Raw genomic sequence first — 16,346 nt, 5'->3', positions numbered from 1 at the left:
TTTTACTTGTCAAGTCGTCATCCTGAACCCGATAGCTATCGGGTTGTTTCAGGATCTATCTTTTTATTAAAGTACTGATCCTGATGTAGAAATTGAGCGTGTAAGAAACCGCAATTCATTTGGGCGTTCCCCAAGCTACGCAAGGGTCCGGGCTTTTCAGGGCTGCGCTTCGCTCCGGTACCGATGAAAAATCGGTACTGAACCCTTACAATCCCTAACGCGAAGCTACCGTATCATGATATTTCGCTTAATTGCTTGCGCTCGTTTCCCAACGAGTGCATGAATAACTTTACGATTTTATCGTTTGTAAACGACAAGCTATTCAACGCTCGTTAGAAACGAGCGTTAGCCCAGAACCCTTACAATCCCTAACTCGGTATCTATCGCAATAAGCTATAGACAGGTTGATGTGTAGCCAAGAACTACTGAGTTTGGTTAAATAAACCTGATAGAACGGAAAGCCCGGAGCGAAGAATGAGTGAGGACTTGGAGGGAGAGCAGGACTTTCATAACCTAAAAGCACCGAACCCCGCTTTTCTAAATAATATGACCGGCTAAATAAAACCTCCGCTTCGCTCTGGTACCGATGAGGAATTGGTACAATCCCTAACGCGAAGTTACCGTATTGAGATTTTCGTTTCAAACCTCACAGGTTTATAAGCTTATAGTCATTGCGAGGAAGAATGACGAAGCAATCTTAAAGCGGTCGCTATAATCCATAGTAGTAAGATTGCTTCGTCGGCTGAAAAAGCCTTCTCGCAATGACGAAACTAGCCCGAATACTTCACGCTATAATCCTTGCCTTTTTCAATTGTAATTTCATACGAACCTTTCGATACTTCTTTCATTTCAGTGCCTTTCACAACTGGTTTGGTTTTGCTTTTTATCTTTAGTTTACCTACGCCTGTTGGAGAAGAAACTTTGATTTCTTTTTTACTGCAAAACACTGAAATATCACCATTCGCAGTTGGGACTTTGCCCTCCATCCAGGCTAAGCCACCCAGATTAGGTTCAATGGTGTAAGTTTCATAACCTGGTGTGGTAGGTTGTACGCCTAAATAATATTTTCCCAATAAATAAATCGGACTTGCACCCCAGGCGTGGCAAAGGCTTTTTCCAAACGGGCGGCCGTACATAGCCAAGTGTTCGGTTCCCTTTTTATCTGGGTTGTATTCCTCCCAAAAAGAGGTTGCGCCCAATTTTAACATGCCGCCCCAATAATTTTTCATTTCCTTTAATACATAAGGTTGTTCGCCCATGGCACATAATGCTTCGAGCTCATAAAAACGCATATAAGGTGTGGTAATTTTGGCAATCTGATCGTTTAAAAGCACATTCTTTTTAACCGATAACTTTTGTTCCGGTGTAAAATAATCAAAGAAAATCCCGAACATGTTGGCATAACGGGTTACATTATCTGTTTGTTTATCGTCAATCCGGCTGTGAACCAAAGCGCTTTTTTGCTGATTCCAATAAAGTTCAAAAATCTTGTTTTTCAGCTCTTTAGCCTGTTTATCGTATTTGGCAATGCCTTCTGCATCATTGGCTAATTTGGCACATAAAGCCATTGTTTCTAAACTCCTGGCATATAACAACTGTTCGAAACTTACTTCACCATCTTTACTTAGTTTATCTGCCCAATCGATAAAAATCCAGTCACCAGGCATCCATTCTAACAGGCCATTTTTATTCTTTCTTCCATCGATGTAAGTCATTAGCGACTGCATTCGTGGGTAAATATCCTGTACGAACTTCTGGTCGCCGGTAAATTTATAGTAATCATAAATCCCTAAAAACCAATAAAAAGAGTAATCCATAATGGTATTGATGTGCGCCGTTACGGGATCTTTTCCACGCTGAGCCAATAAAGTCCGTTTTACAGTTGGTGCATCAAAAAACGAGTAATAGTTCATCAAATAACTTTGATAAGCATCGCCACTCCACACCCAGCGATCGCGTTTTATGCCATCGATAAAGAACTCGCGGGTATTTAAATGGAAGGTATATTTGGCCACATCGTAAATTTTGTTTAGCTCCTCATCCGAAGATTTAAAACTTCCGCGTTCTGTTACTGGTGAATACTCATATAACATGGAAATAGAATCGACTGTTACATTTCCAGTTGTTTGGCGGTTCACATATCTAAATGCTTTCGAAAGTGGCATAATGGAATCCTTTTTCACAGCCAAATCAATATCCACATAATCTAAAGTCTCACATTTATCTTCAGAATAAGCTTCTTCAGCAGATTCACCATAAAATAAACTCAATCTACCTTTACCTTTTAAACCATGAACCTTAATGAAGCCAAAAGTTTCTTTTCCAAAATCTAATAGTTCTCCCCCCTCATTCTTTTTTCTACTTACCGCGGCAATACCTTTAACAGGCAATTTAAACTGTGATGGCAATTGAGTTGGATCAGTTAAATTCCATGAGCCTGCTAAAACAAAGGTAGTTCCCGATTTATCAGAGGTTTTTCCACTCGCATCGATCCATTCTTTATCCTCGAAAGTAGTGAGCCAGGTTTCATCAGAAACTACCGTTTTACCCTGAACAAAAATCGCCGGAACATGCGCCTGGTTGTAAACCTTCAAACTCAATTTGTGTTTCCCTGCTGGAATCTGAATGCTTTTTGGAAAACCCGCAATGGCCTGACCATCGATTTTAACGTTGTAAGTACCTTCTACAAACAATTTAACCTCTTCAGCCTGAGCAAGATTAAATTCTTTGTGAAAATCGACCAAAACATAATGACTATCCATTTTCCAGAAGACAGGGAAAAAGGAGCCTCTTTCGGTTCTGCGGTTCTGCATCACATTGCTCATGTAAATATCTAAATCGCCGGGGTACCAGATCCATGAGGCTTTTTGCGCGAAAAGCTGTGCTGCCGAGCAGGTGAAAATGGCAATGAGAATAAGTTTTTTTAAATTTTTCATATTATTGAATTTTTTAGCCACAGATTAACACAGATAAGCACAGATTTTTATATCTGTGTGCATCCTTTTCATCTGTGGTTCATTATTTTTAATGCCCATTAAATAAAATGTAAAGTGCAACCATTACGATGGCTAATGCAATCCACGAAATCCAAACTGTTCTTGCTGGTTTTTCTATATTGGCCTGGTGTTCTTCATTAACCGTGTAAATACTTGGTGATCTATCCAATAAAGAAATCAAAATCGCAATGATCATTAATCCTGCGAAAATGAAAAACGAAAGCATCAGATAATGCGGCCAGAAAGTGTATTTATCCGATGGTAAAATCCATAAATAAGTTACACCAACGCCCAAGCTTAAAATGGAGCCGATTGAAAGTGTAAAATTCACCGCTTTTCTTGTGGTTCTTTTCCAGAAAACAGTGAGTAAAAACACCACCGATAATGGCGGTGCAATAAAGCCCAAAACCGATTGAAAAACATCGAATAAATTCAATCCTTTAATATTGTCAATGGCCAAAACCACTATAACCGCGAAAATACATCCCGCAACAACTGCCCATCGGCCAATGCGGATGATCTGTTTATTACTCGCCTGTGGGTTGATTTTCTTTACATAAATATCCATCGTAAAAACGGTACTTAATGAATTTAAAGAAGATCCGATGGTACCCACCAAAACCGCAATCAGCACAACGATTACCAAGCCATTCATGCCAGGCGGGAATAAATTGGTTACCATGGTCATATAAGCTTCGTTCGGATCTTTTAATCCAGGAAATAACACATAACAAAGGATTCCTGTTCCAATAAATAATGGTAAGGAAAGGATTTTTAGCCAGCCAATAAAACTCACGCCCAATTGCCCTTGTTTTAAGTTCTTAGCACCCAGAACAGATTGAACCATCGATTGATCGGTACAGAAAAAGGCCACAGCTGCAACCGGATACCCCAACAAAATGGCGTACCATGGATATTTTGGATCGCTGGCGGGTTGGATTAAATTCCAGAAATGATGCGGTGTTTTTTGATATAAAGCAGAAAGTCCACCAACTTTATTCAGTCCCAAAAGCATGAGCGATAATGAAACGGCGATCAATAAAATCATTTGGAAAACATTTACTTTGGCAATGGCTTTTAAACCGCCGAAAAAGGTAAACAGTCCGGCAAAAGCGACCAATACGGTAACCGATTGCCACATCGGTATGCCCAAAATCTGGCGGACCAAAAAACCTCCGGCAAACAAACCGAGCGATAACCACGAAATTAAAATCTTAACCAGTGCATACCAGGCGAGGATGTTTTGTGTAGAATCGCCATAACGGTTGCCCATAAACTCGGGCATGGTACTCACTTTGGCGGCAAGGTATTTTGGAGCGAAAACGATGGCCAGTAAGAATAAAAAGATAAAGGCATACCAATCGAAATTAACGGCTACGATACCGGTGCTATAGCCAATACTTGCGAAAGCCAATAACATCGACGGACCTACATTGGTGCCCCACATGTTAAAGCCGATGCTACTCCAGTTTAATGATTTATTGGCCAAAAATAAGGTCTCATCATCGTTCTTCTTTTTAGAAAAACTGGCCCGATAACCAATGAAGATCAGGATGATGAGGTAAGCAATTACGATAAAGTAATCTAAACTGGTTAATCGTTCTACAATGTTTCCCATTAGGTTTATTTTGGTTAGTTATTTAGTTTTGCCACGGAATCACAGAATTCACGGAGTCCTGACGACCATTTTTATAGTTACGTCATGCTGAATTTATTTCAGCATCTATTTTACTGGACAGATTGCTTCGTGCCTCGCAATTACTGGTTCGTGAGACACAAACCATGGCGCATTATGTTCCGTGTTTTCTGTGTCTCCGTGGCAAACAATTACAATCCTATCGATTCCCTTGTAATGTGATTTGCTTTCAAAATTTCATCAACTTTTACTGGCAAACCGGTTTCTAAAGATTGATCCATTGCTTGTAATAGTGCCACAGTCCCGATGCCTTCTTTTAAATCAGGGTATGCGGTAAAATTATTGTTGATGCTATCTGCAAAATATTCTAAATAATTCTGGTATTCTCCGGCGTGATGGCTTTGCCCTTCGAAACGGAAATAGTGCTTTAAAGTAGAATCGCCCCAGGTGATGATCTTTTCTTCGCCGGTTTTGGTTGTAACAGAATATCGTAGTTCATGGTAATCGGCCTGGCTAGCGCCTTCTGTTCCTCGCAGGATACAGCTCATGCCACTATCGCGACTTGCAGGCTGTGTTGGACCAGTGTAAGCACCGCTAACCCGCGCAATTCTGCCATCTTTTGCTTTAAAAATAAAGTGCATGGTATCCTGATTTTTCAGTCCGGCTTTTAAACCGTTGCTACTCAACATGCCATAACCCATAACTTCTTCAATATCTGGCATGTACCACCTGATGAAATCAACAGGGTGACTTAAACCGCCATACAACCATTTAAATGATTGTTTTAACGACCAGCCTTTTTCCAAAAACCAGCGATGATCGGCATGGTAATGACTTTCGATAGTGATCAGTTCTCCGATTAAGCCCTTATCAAAATCTTTTTTCTGGCGCATGGCGGGTTCAAAAAAACGAGAGCTTTGCCCTACGAAAATCTTTTTTCTTGATTTCTTTGCTAACTCCAACAGCTCATTGGCCTGAGCTAAATCATCGATAAATGGTTTGGTACACACCACATGCTTCCCATGTTCAAGCGCCAGTTTAATGTGCTCAAAATGCAGATGATCTGGCGTGTAAATCGCAATCATATCGATTTTGTCGCTGGTTAACATATCCTCGTAATTGGTTGTCCAGTTTTGAAAATCAAATTCTAAAGCCCGTTCTTCGCAAAGCTTTTTATTGGCATCGCAAATCTGGATAAGCTTAAACTTTTTGCTTGCCAATGATGCAGAAATGGTACTTCTGCCCTCTCCTAAACCTAAAATCCCTAATCTTAACATGATATTATTTTTATAAGCGTTTTTGTTTTTATAAATTGTTGTCATTCTGACGCAGGAAGAATCTCTAACCTAACTGCGCCGAACCCACGGTTTTATTCGAGTTTTTTGTTGTACTGTACTTTAAGCCAGTTTTCCACTGTTAAAAGATCCTTCGTGCCTCAGGATGACATATATCTAAAAATATTTACTCAACCGGTTTAAAGAAAACCCAAACCTCTTCTGGTTTTGTTCCTTCAATCCCTTCCTGGTATTTTTTCATTATTGCATTCCATTCGTCTACTTTTGGATTGTTCTCAGTGGTTTTTGGATTCAATTCATCTAAACTTTTTCCTTTAGGAATACTAATGATCAGCATTAACTGTCTATCGTTTTTAAAGATGGCTAACCGCTGAAACTCGGCCTTACAAAATCCTTTCGATATCTCTGGCCATTTTTCAAACTGTGTTTTATGGTAAGCCAGATATTCTTTCTGGAGTTTTTCATCCTTTACCAAATTGGCTGATAAAATGATATTATCCCATTCTGCTACTGGTTTATCGCCACAATTCTTTTCTCTGTTGAAGTCGTAAAACAGATTGTCGTACAATTTAATTTCTGTCGCATTTAAGCGTTTTAAAGTTTGCTGCAAACTCTCCACTTTTAAACTTGAAGTATAAATTACCAATCGATTTCCCCATTTATAAATTGAACCTGGCAGGAGATTATTTTCTTTTGCAAAAGTTTTTAAGGCACTGTTACCCGGTAGATTACCTGTCTTATAAACCAATTCGAATACAACAGATTGATCTACGGCCTGATTGGTGCCTCTTTTTGAACAATTGGTTTTCTCTTTCAATAAATATTGAAAAGGCTTTTCTAAACCCGCACTTTGCTTGATATGATCGGCAACTTTTGGTCCGTTGCTTTCCCATAAATTGTCTGGTCCATTGGCATTTTGAAGATACTTTTCAGTTGGCGTCCAGTTATTTTTGATGGTAAAATACGAAGAACCTTCATCTGTATAAAGGTAAAACCAATGATCAGGCAGGTGCGAATATGGTGCTTTGTAAATGCTATCGACTACATTTTCGGTAATGAATGATCCGGGCTGAGCAGATAGTGTATAAATTCCGGCTACATCGTACATGTGTTTTCCGTAGTGATGAATCTTATTGCCGCTGATGGTATTGTTTTCCATCGCATTTCGGGTTTTCGTCCAGCCCCAACCTACGCTGATGCCTGAATAAGACACATCGCTAATTTCGTTATGCAGAATTTTAATCCCCCTAACATAACCTGCGCCTATACCAACAGCGCCCCAATCTTCGTTGGTCACATCGGTAATCAGGTTGTTCTCGATTTTATTGTTCGTCGAAATTTCTCTTTGGTCTGTGGGATTGTAAGGCAAATGCACTTCGGTCACTTCATCAGAGAAAGTTCCGATTAGAATGGCTGAACCACCAATATCCTTAAATAAGTTGCCATTGATTGCATTATCTGCAGTTCCTTTTTTATAATCCAAACCTGTTGACGCCAGGTGCTCGAACTGGCAAGATTCGAAAGCAGTGTGATTGGCATAACTCACTTCGACTGCAGCAACCGGACGGCCAACCCAGGCCTGATTTTCTAGCGTAGGTTTGTCTGGTGTCCCGGCTTTTTCGAGTTTATAGGCATCAAGCATGTACATGCCGGCCTGATGAGGAACATGACCTTGTTTTGATGGCCTTAACCAAGTGGAGTGCTGAAATGAAATGCCCTTGAAATTTACATAGGAAACCGGTTGATCAATTGTTCCTTCGATTTTAACCAGGTTTTCTAAAACGGGAGCAATTATTTCGGCATTTAGCATATTTTCTGATGCTTTGGGCCAATAATAAAGTTTGTGGTGCTGTAAATCTTCAAACCATTCTCCAGGTTCGTTCAAGAATTGAATGGCATTTGTAAGGTAAAAAGCAGAATTCCCTGTTTTGTCTGAAATCCATGGTGCTGGCCAGGGATGCTCGGATTGGATCCTGCTTTCGGGCTGCATAAAAGAAAGTTCTGCAGCATTTCCTATAATTTTAACAGACTTTACACGAAGATTTGCAATGGCCCACCATTGGTGGATCAGCATTTCCATTCCTTTGATACTGCCTAAACTGATGTTTTTTTGAAGTGGAATTTTACAGGTTTGCTTTTCGCTATCCCATGATAAAATCCTCCCCATTTCTTCTCCATTATAGTTTTTTGCGCGAACGGCCTTATTGCCATCTACCCATAGCTGTCTGAACTGTAGGTCGCCCCCATCTAAATTTGGAATATCAGCTACCCAAACCCTCCCTATAGATTCGTTTGGCAGACCAGCAATGGTGTGATTTAACTTTTTCCAGTTTTTTATTTGAATGCCTCCGCTCAAAATAACTTTTTCGTTAGGTGCTGAAATAATTGTTGTCGGACTATCTTTTGTACCAGAATCTTCAGGTCGAAGAACTACGGGTTCGTGCAATTGGTAAAAACCCTTGCCGATTATAATCCGGATTCCATCCTTAGTGGAAGCATCATCTAAACGCCTCAATTCGCGGGCTTTTCTGATGGCAGAATGTAGTGTGGCCAAAGGCTTTTCCTTGGTTCCTACATTAGTATCATTGCCATTTACGGATACGTAAATATCTATTGCATTAACTTTAAAACATAATAATGATAAAAAAATCAGCAGACTAAAGAATGGTTTAATTTGTTTGGTTCGTGGAGACACGAACCAAGGCAGCTGTATTGTTTGTATTATTGTAGTTAAACCCATTTTTATAATTCTACTATTGAGATTGCTTCGTGCCTCGCAATGACGATCCCTCACTTTGAAAAACTGATTTCAGGTAGCTTGTATTGGCACTGAAATTATATTTTACATTTGTTGGCTGTTTGGCATCCCTGCTTCTTTCTACAACCAGCCAACCACTCCAACCCATATCATCTAAAGTTTCTTTAACTTTGTTCAAATCAATTTTCGGATCGTTCTGTAACCAAACACCATCTTCATTTGTGGCATGGATCTGAACGATGTTCTTTTTGCCTAAAATTCTCAGCTCTTGGTGTAAATCCCTTCCATTCTTTATGGCATTCGAGAAATTGAAGTAGCTTTTAACATGCTTGCAATCAATATCTTTTAATAATTGCAATTCACCTTTTGCATCTAAAGCGCTTTCAATTCCAATAGTAATTCCCACTTTGGCAGCCATTTTTCCAGCAACTTTTAACCGCTCTATAATAGGTTCACGGAGTTCTGGGTTTTTAACCAAATCACCTTGAATACCCAATGGAAGAAAGACCACTTTAATATGCATTGCTTTAGCAGTATCTAAACAATCCTGGATCATTTTCTGATAAGTTGGTCGCTTGGCAAATGATTGCGCATAAAATCCGGTCATCGCCAACGAACAGATTTCAAGATTTAATTCCTTTGCCTTATCCAGATACTCCTGCCTGATTTTTGGATCGGCCAGTTTATTGTCAAATGTTTCCCGATCGCCCAAACCACCCATGTCTATTTCCAATCCGTCTGCACCGATTTCTTTTGCGAGTGGCAAAGCGCTGATTTTCTGACGTTTTAAAATCATTAAATCAATCACGGCAACTTTATAATCGTTCTTTTTCTCTGCTGCCAAAAGCAATTGATTCGGGATCATTAAAGCGCCTGTTAGCAATGTCACATGACCAATAAAAGACCTCCTGTTTTGATGCTCCATATCTATTATTTGCTTGTACTTAAAGGGAATAATTTTTCCAGATTTTCAAATCCCATCACTGCATTTTTAGGTAGTTTTTCGCCTTTATCGCCAAAAACATAAAGGGCATTTTCCTTTTCGATGGTTACTTTACTTTCATTGTATTTACCGGCTTTATCTTTAACTGCAGTACCATTTAGTTTGAAGTTTTTGATCAGGAAATCGTAAAGTGCAATGCGCTTATTAATGCCAAAATCATGTTTTTCATCCGGAAGATGAACATTCTCGACCTTATCTTTCACACCATAATAACTGTACATTTTTTGTAGATAAGGAAAATCGTGTTCTGGTGTGTGTGCTGTCCAGTCGCTACCATCTGACACCAATAACTGGGGCCGAGGTGCTGCCATTGCAGCCAGTTCTACATTATCAGTTCCACCACCACATTGGTGGATTGGCATTCCGCTTTCGCAAGGGCAGCCACCATAAAAGTAAGACGACATCGCCACTACGGGAGCACTTAGTTTAATCCTGTTATCCATGGCGGTCATTAAAATGGAATGACTTCCTGCACCCGAACCTCCACTGATGCCAATTCTGGCTGTATCGGTTTCTTTTAGCGCACTGAAGTAGTCTAAAATCCTGATTCCTCCCAAAGCCTGAATGGTTTGCGCTAAGCTTTTGCGATGATCTTCATATTTAAACTGGAGCATCGATTCGCCCCAGGCAAATAAGTCGTAGCTAAAGGCCATAGCGCCCATTCTGGCAATCATTGCACAGCGGATCTGACAATCAGGTCTAAAACGTTGTTTTTCCCAGTGTCCGTCAGGACTTAAAACCAATGGGATTTTTCCTTTAAAATTTAACGGTTTATATAGTGAGCCATTAATCCAAACCCCAGGTAAAATTTCTAATGCAATGTTTTCGACCGAATAACCGTCAAAAATTCTTTTCGCTGTCATAATCGGTTTTGAATTTGGTTTGGCAGGCAATGGCGATAACAATAAGGCTTGGTATAATTCGGGCTTTATTTGTGCCTTACGTTTTTCCCAACTGGCCTGATCGTGGTATTTTGTTGCCAAGCTATCCAAATAGGCCCATCCATCCTGAACCTCCCAACGGTAATATTCATATTCTTTCAATTTGTAAACACCTGGCTTTTCCTTGTTTACTTTCATATCCAACGGTGCAAGTACGTTTGCAAGAGTTTCATCAACGTTTGCACGGAAACGCCATTCTGCATAGTTCACCCATTTATCTTTTACCTGTGGTTCTGAATATTTGATCTGTACTTTGAAGCGTGTTTGGATCTCTTTCAAAACTTCTACAAGCGGCTTTTTATAGAAGTTATCGGTGTTTTGGATTTGGGCGGATGTGGCTAAAGAAATGGAGAAAAGCAGCATTAATGCTAAACTTATCTTTCTTCCAATCGATCGATCGTCACCCTGAACTTGTTTCAGGGTCTTAATAGCAAGGCGGCTTAACATGAAAGATGCTGAAATAAATTCAGCATGACGAGCGCAAAATCCATGACAAATAAATAGTTCATCAGCCGAAGCAATCTTTCTTGACAGGATAGATTGCCACGTCGTGCCTCCTCGCAATGACGATCGCAACAACCTCGAAATGACGTATCTCATTGAATCTATCATCTTAACCCTCCTCATTTTTAGTTTCAGTAATTACCGGAGCCGTATAACCTTTCAGTTTCGGCCAGATCCCATTTTTGATTTTCTTTAATTTTAGCTTCGAAGGATCAACCACAACGTGTTTAATTTTCTCTCTTCTCCAGGTATAAATGAAATGTAACATGCCATCAGCAGTTTGAATCACCGCAGGATAAGAATACTGGCTGATGGGCGAATCTTCCAGAATCAATGCGGCCGACCATTTTTTTCCGTCTTTTGAAACCGAAACATTTAATGGAGTACGTGGCCCTTTGGCTAAATCGCCCGGAGGCAAAACATGGTTGTAAACCAATACGTGGCGGCCATCTTTCATGGTTACGGCGTCTGTACCGGAGTTGTTATTGGGTAATGATGTTTTGGTTAATACCGACCAGGTTTCGCCGTTATCTTCAGACCAGGATTCTACAATGGCTCGATTTGCTGTTCTGGCCAATAGCTGCAATTTTCCATTTCCATGTTGTAAAATGCTCGGTTGAATGGCTTTGATTCCATTTTCGGGCAATGGGCCTACGGTTCTCCAGGTTTTACCATTATCCTTGGTTACCTCGAAGTGAATTTTCCAACCGTCGCCTTCTTTACTCGATGGTGCAAAGAGATTCCCGTTGCTTAATAAAACGGGTTTGTTTTTTACAGGGCCAATATAACCATCGGGCAATTTTGTAGCATCCGACCAGGTTTTACCGCCATCTTTTGAGGTTCTCATCATGCCCCACCATTCTGATGGTTTTGGCCCGATTTTATAAAACAACAGTAAATCTCCACTAGGAACCTGATATAAAACAGGATTCCATGTAGGTAATCTTTTACCATCAGGTTGGATACCATTAGCAGCCGAAACCGGTGCCAGCCATTTGCCATCCACAAAACGACTGATGTAGATTTCTACATCGGGATTCCGTTCTTTTGTGCCACCAAAAAATGAAGCGACTAAGCCCGTTGGCGTTTCTGCGATTGTTGCAGAGTGGCACGATGGGAATGGTGCTTTGTCGTATAGGAATTCTTGTTTTACGATTCCAGTTTGCCATTTCTCTACCTGAGCTTTGGCACTAAGTGTTACTGCTAAAATAAGTCCTATTGTGGTGTATATTTTTTTTGATATCATAATTCTTTCTCTTCGAGGTTGATTACACAGATTATTTGATTGCACAGATTTGCTTTATTACTCAAAAACTGAAAACTTTTCACTGGAAATTGCCTACTGCTTTTGTTTTGCTGCTTTCTCTTCCTTTATCTTTTTAGTGTAAGCACTATAAAGCGCTCTCCAGCTGCGACCGTTATTATTTAACATCTGCTCTGATTTCGTTTTGTAAATCTCGAAAATGGCCGAAATCTGCTTCATGTTTTTATAATCGACAGCTTGTTCCCTGGCTTGCTTCAAAAAAGCCAAAATCTTGGCTTCCTCATCGGCAGTTAAATCAGGAACAATCGCTTTGTAACCTTTCATCGTGAAATCAACCTTTCCGATGGTGTATTTGTCTAAAATGGTTTCTACCTGCTCTGGTGTTAAATTCTTTTTCAATCCATCCATAAGCGATTGATGAACCATTGATGGCATAGCAGAATCAGCAATGATCTGTTTATCTAAATCACTTAGTTTATTGCCGGTAACAGGGTTTATTCCGTCAGGAACAGTTGATGATGGGTGGTCGTTATGCCAATCTCTAATTGTGGTTAAATGAGCCGCAATTACATTTTCAACAGCAGATTTTTTTGTTGCATCACTTAAATTTAATGCAGAAGTCCATTCTTTTGCCTTTGTCAGGATTTCTTCTGGCACAACAATATCTTTGGTTTGGCTGAATGCATTTACTGCGGTGATCAGTAAGCTGAGTAGCATAAATGGTTTAAAAAACTTTCTCATAATTCTATTTTTCTTTAAGCGTCACCCTGCCCCGATTTTACATCGGGATCTTATCAAATAAGATGCTGAAACAAGTTCAGCATGACGACCGTAATAATTATTTTTTCTCCACCACAAAAGCATAATCGCCAGAACCAAGTTCATAAACAGCGTTATTATGCTCCATTTTTACAAATTTTAAATCCTTTATTGACTTATTTTTTTCTGAAACTTCATTTTTATTATTTGCAGGAATATAAACCAACGCCGTTGTATTTGCTGGGATGGTAATGTTCCAGTTAAACTGGTTAGCCGTTTTGCTATAACTGCTTTTGATTAACCCATAAACCGAATTGTAACTTGCATTTACCGAGTTTAAACCATTGATCATTTCAGGTTTCATGGTGATTTTTTTAAAAGCAGCCTCCTCCGATTTTATACCAGCCAGATTTTCGTAATACCAGATCAGCAGATCGCCTAGCATCATCACGTGGTTCTGTGAATTCATTTTCGGATCAGCCGTATTGCCATTCCATAATTCCCAAATGGTGGTTGCACCATTATCAACCATATAGCCCCAGCTAGGATAAGATTTTCGCGTAGCCACAGTATAAGCTAAATCTGGTCGCCCATAGTCGTTTAAACAGCGCATTAGCCACTGAATACCGACTAAACCATTACTTAAATGGCCTTTATTTGTCACTTCAACAGTATAAGTGATATTCTTAAAAACCTGATCTATTTTGTTCTGTGGAACCATTCCGAAATAAAGTGGAATGATGTTATCCGTTAAGGCATTAGAAGCATAATAACCTTTATCGTTATAATATTTCTGGTTGAAAGCTTCCTTGATTTTATTCCCCAAAAGTTCATATGCTTTTACATCTTCATCATTGCCGCTTACCTTAGCGAATTGTATCATCAACTGCGTGAAATGATAATAATAAGCCGTCGAAATTAATTCAGAAGGATATTTCTTGTCTGCGCTTTTGCCCTGGCCAAATTCGATGGTAATAGGAGGCATACACCAATCGCCGTAACTATCTTTAGTTAAAATATAATCTTTCATGTAGCGATCTTGCATGTAAGCTAACCACTTTTTCATTGCTGGGTAATTATCCCGAACGGCCGAAACATCACCGGTTTGTTTGTAAAGCATTTCGGTCACCAAAAGCATTGCTCCTGGCCAGGTCATGTTATCGCTGTAGTACCTCCAGAAAGCAGGTGCCACATCAGGAATAGCTCCATCTTCCTTTTGCGAGTTTCTGATGTCCTGTAACCATTTGGTATAAAAGCGTCCGTTATCAAAAAGAAAACTTTCTCCGTAAGCCACAGCGCCCCTATCGCCAAGCCAAGGCATCCGCTCGTTGCGTTGAGGACAATCAACCGGAATCCCCTTATAACTTCCGGCAATGCCCCACCAGGCATTTTTGAAGATCTGATTGGTTAAAGCATCTGAAGTTTCGAAAGTTCCGACCGTTTTAATGTTATCATAAATCATTTTGCCAAGAAAATCATTCACCGATGGTTGGTAAGTATATCCTGAAAGCTCTACGTATCTAAATCCGCGGTATGCAAAAGTAGGCCCCCAGATTTCTAATTCTCCTCCTTTTAAAGTGTATAAATCGGTACATTTCGCATTACGAAGATTAGCCGTAAAAAGTTCTCCATTATTTTGTAACGACTCTGCAAAACGCATTTTGATTTGTTTGCCCTTTACGCCTTTTACCTTGATCTGCAGCCAACCCACCATGTTTTGACCCATATCCAAAATATACCGGCCACCAGAAAGTTTAGTGATTGAAACAGGCTTTATTGTATTCATCACTTTCATGTTTTCATTCATCTGGGCTTCAATGGTTCCTGTTGGTTCTTGTACAAATTCGGCTTTTGCCCACTTGCTATCGTCAAAACCGACCTTATTCCAGCCTGGAGCTTCTTTTGTAGCATCGTATTCTTCCCCATCATATTCGTTATTGGTTCTGATAGGTCCATCTGCTGTGCCTTTCCAGCTATCGTCGGTATCAATATTTGCTGTTGTTCCATCGGTGTAAACAATGTTGATGTTCATCAGCATTTTCGGAAAACCAAATGTTTTAATTTTATAAGGTTTTTCATTTTGACGCATCGCGAAGAAACGGCCATTTCCGAGTATCGTGCCAACTGCATTTTTACCGTTCTGAAGGTAACTGCTTACATCGTAAGTGTTATATTTTACGTTTTTGGTATAATCTGTAGGCGATGGAGATAAAACATCATTTCCAACTTTTTTGCCGTTGATGTAGAGTTCGTACAAACCTAAACCAATGATTGATGCCGTAGCAGACTTGATTTCTTTCGTACTCTGAAACTCTTTTCTGAAATACCTGGCTGATAAACGCGAATCCGTTTTAATGTTATCCCATGGGAATGCCCTGTCAAAACCAATCCAGCCTTTCGGCCAATCTTTGTAGTATAGCAAACCCATAGAAAAATAGTTGTTAGCAGACCATTCGCTTTGCCCAACATTGGTCCACACTTTAACTTTCCAATAGGCTTTCATCCGGCTTTTAAGCACTTTTCCGTTGTAAGCTATATGAATAGATTCTGGTGAGTTAATCTTTCCTGAATCCCATAAATCGCCCTCATTAGCATTTAATTTCTCAGGCGAAGAAGATACCAAAATCTGATAAGCCGTTTGCATTACATTTCTTTCATTTGAGATGATATGCCATGCCAATCGAGGTTTCAAAACATCAATACCCAAAGGATTCTCGAGCATTTCGCAGGTCGTGTTTTGCAACGAGATCTGCGCCATCACTTTTGAAAAGGATAGAAACCAAATGCTGATGATCGCTATGTAGATTTTAATGTTCATTATACTTCGTGGTTGATTACACAGATTAATTGACTTCACTGATTTTCTACTTCTTTAATTATTCTTTCTTCTTTTGCTTTGCGAAAAACTTAGTGTTCTTTGCGGTTAAACATTTATTTGCTCCCGCTGATTTCGAAGATTTACGCAGACCAATAATTTTCTCATCTGCGTAAATCCGCGTTATCTGCGGGCTATTCTTTTTCTTTGCAATGCGAAAAACTTAGCGTTCTTTGCGGTTAAACATTTATTTGCTCCCGCTGATTTCGAAGATTTACGCAGACCAATATTTTCTCATCTGCGTAAATCCGCGTTATCTGCAGGCTATTTTTTCTTTGCTTTGCGAAAAACTTAGCATTCTTTGCGGTTAAACAT

At 39.8% G+C, this 16,346-nt stretch carries 9 protein-coding genes; all 9 read right to left on the bottom strand.

Translation table 11 applies throughout. The features are described from left to right. Window positions 1-770: 770 nt before the first annotated feature. Window positions 771-2,936 (bottom strand): alpha-L-rhamnosidase-related protein, encoded by a 2,166-nt coding sequence (locus tag AC1DNH_RS03130; RefSeq protein ID WP_477580726.1) that lies wholly within the window; start codon window positions 2,934-2,936, stop codon window positions 771-773. Between the two features lie 88 nt (window positions 2,937-3,024). Next, complete coding sequence (locus tag AC1DNH_RS03125; protein ID WP_477580724.1) at window positions 3,025-4,614, bottom strand: sodium:solute symporter family transporter; 1,590 nt, start codon at window positions 4,612-4,614, stop codon at window positions 3,025-3,027. 209 nt (window positions 4,615-4,823) lie between these two features. Then, complete coding sequence (locus AC1DNH_RS03120) at window positions 4,824-5,909, bottom strand: Gfo/Idh/MocA family protein (protein WP_477580722.1); 1,086 nt, start codon at window positions 5,907-5,909, stop codon at window positions 4,824-4,826. Between the two features lie 184 nt (window positions 5,910-6,093). Then, window positions 6,094-8,667, bottom strand: a complete 2,574-nt coding sequence (locus AC1DNH_RS03115) for an L-rhamnose mutarotase (protein WP_477625161.1) — start codon at window positions 8,665-8,667, stop codon at window positions 6,094-6,096. A gap of 13 nt (window positions 8,668-8,680) precedes the next feature. Continuing rightward, window positions 8,681-9,550, bottom strand: a complete 870-nt coding sequence (locus AC1DNH_RS03110; RefSeq protein ID WP_477584968.1) for a sugar phosphate isomerase/epimerase family protein — start codon at window positions 9,548-9,550, stop codon at window positions 8,681-8,683. Window positions 9,551-9,615: 65 nt separating this feature from the next. Continuing rightward, window positions 9,616-11,076 (bottom strand): acetylxylan esterase, encoded by a 1,461-nt coding sequence (locus AC1DNH_RS03105; protein WP_477625160.1) that lies wholly within the window; start codon window positions 11,074-11,076, stop codon window positions 9,616-9,618. 166 nt (window positions 11,077-11,242) lie between these two features. Then, window positions 11,243-12,379, bottom strand: coding sequence for a sialidase family protein (locus AC1DNH_RS03100; RefSeq protein ID WP_477608719.1), 1,137 nt, complete (start codon window positions 12,377-12,379; stop codon window positions 11,243-11,245). Window positions 12,380-12,472: 93 nt separating this feature from the next. After that, window positions 12,473-13,138 (bottom strand): DUF3826 domain-containing protein, encoded by a 666-nt coding sequence (locus AC1DNH_RS03095; RefSeq protein ID WP_477580666.1) that lies wholly within the window; start codon window positions 13,136-13,138, stop codon window positions 12,473-12,475. Window positions 13,139-13,235: 97 nt separating this feature from the next. Next, window positions 13,236-15,974 carry an alpha-L-rhamnosidase gene (locus tag AC1DNH_RS03090; protein ID WP_477580668.1) on the bottom strand — a complete coding sequence of 913 codons (2,739 nt, stop codon included), beginning with the start codon at window positions 15,972-15,974 and terminating at the stop codon, window positions 13,236-13,238. Window positions 15,975-16,346: the final 372 nt, after the last annotated feature.

The sequence above is a fragment of the Pedobacter sp. 01N310 genome, assembly GCF_056399805.1.
This window is presented reverse-complemented; position numbering and strand designations above follow the sequence as displayed.

Coding starts and splice junctions, on each gene's coding strand:
- AC1DNH_RS03095 (WP_477580666.1), bottom strand. CDS start 13,138: ATGAGAAAGTTTTTTAAACCATTTATGCTACTCAGCTTACTGATCACC.
- AC1DNH_RS03100 (WP_477608719.1), bottom strand. CDS start 12,379: ATGATATCAAAAAAAATATACACCACAATAGGACTTATTTTAGCAGTA.
- AC1DNH_RS03110 (WP_477584968.1), bottom strand. CDS start 9,550: ATGATCCCGAATCAATTGCTTTTGGCAGCAGAGAAAAAGAACGATTAT.
- AC1DNH_RS03130 (WP_477580726.1), bottom strand. CDS start 2,936: ATGAAAAATTTAAAAAAACTTATTCTCATTGCCATTTTCACCTGCTCG.
- AC1DNH_RS03125 (WP_477580724.1), bottom strand. CDS start 4,614: ATGGGAAACATTGTAGAACGATTAACCAGTTTAGATTACTTTATCGTA.
- AC1DNH_RS03120 (WP_477580722.1), bottom strand. CDS start 5,909: ATGTTAAGATTAGGGATTTTAGGTTTAGGAGAGGGCAGAAGTACCATT.
- AC1DNH_RS03105 (WP_477625160.1), bottom strand. CDS start 11,076: ATGTTAAGCCGCCTTGCTATTAAGACCCTGAAACAAGTTCAGGGTGAC.
- AC1DNH_RS03115 (WP_477625161.1), bottom strand. CDS start 8,667: ATGGGTTTAACTACAATAATACAAACAATACAGCTGCCTTGGTTCGTG.
- AC1DNH_RS03090 (WP_477580668.1), bottom strand. CDS start 15,974: ATGAACATTAAAATCTACATAGCGATCATCAGCATTTGGTTTCTATCC.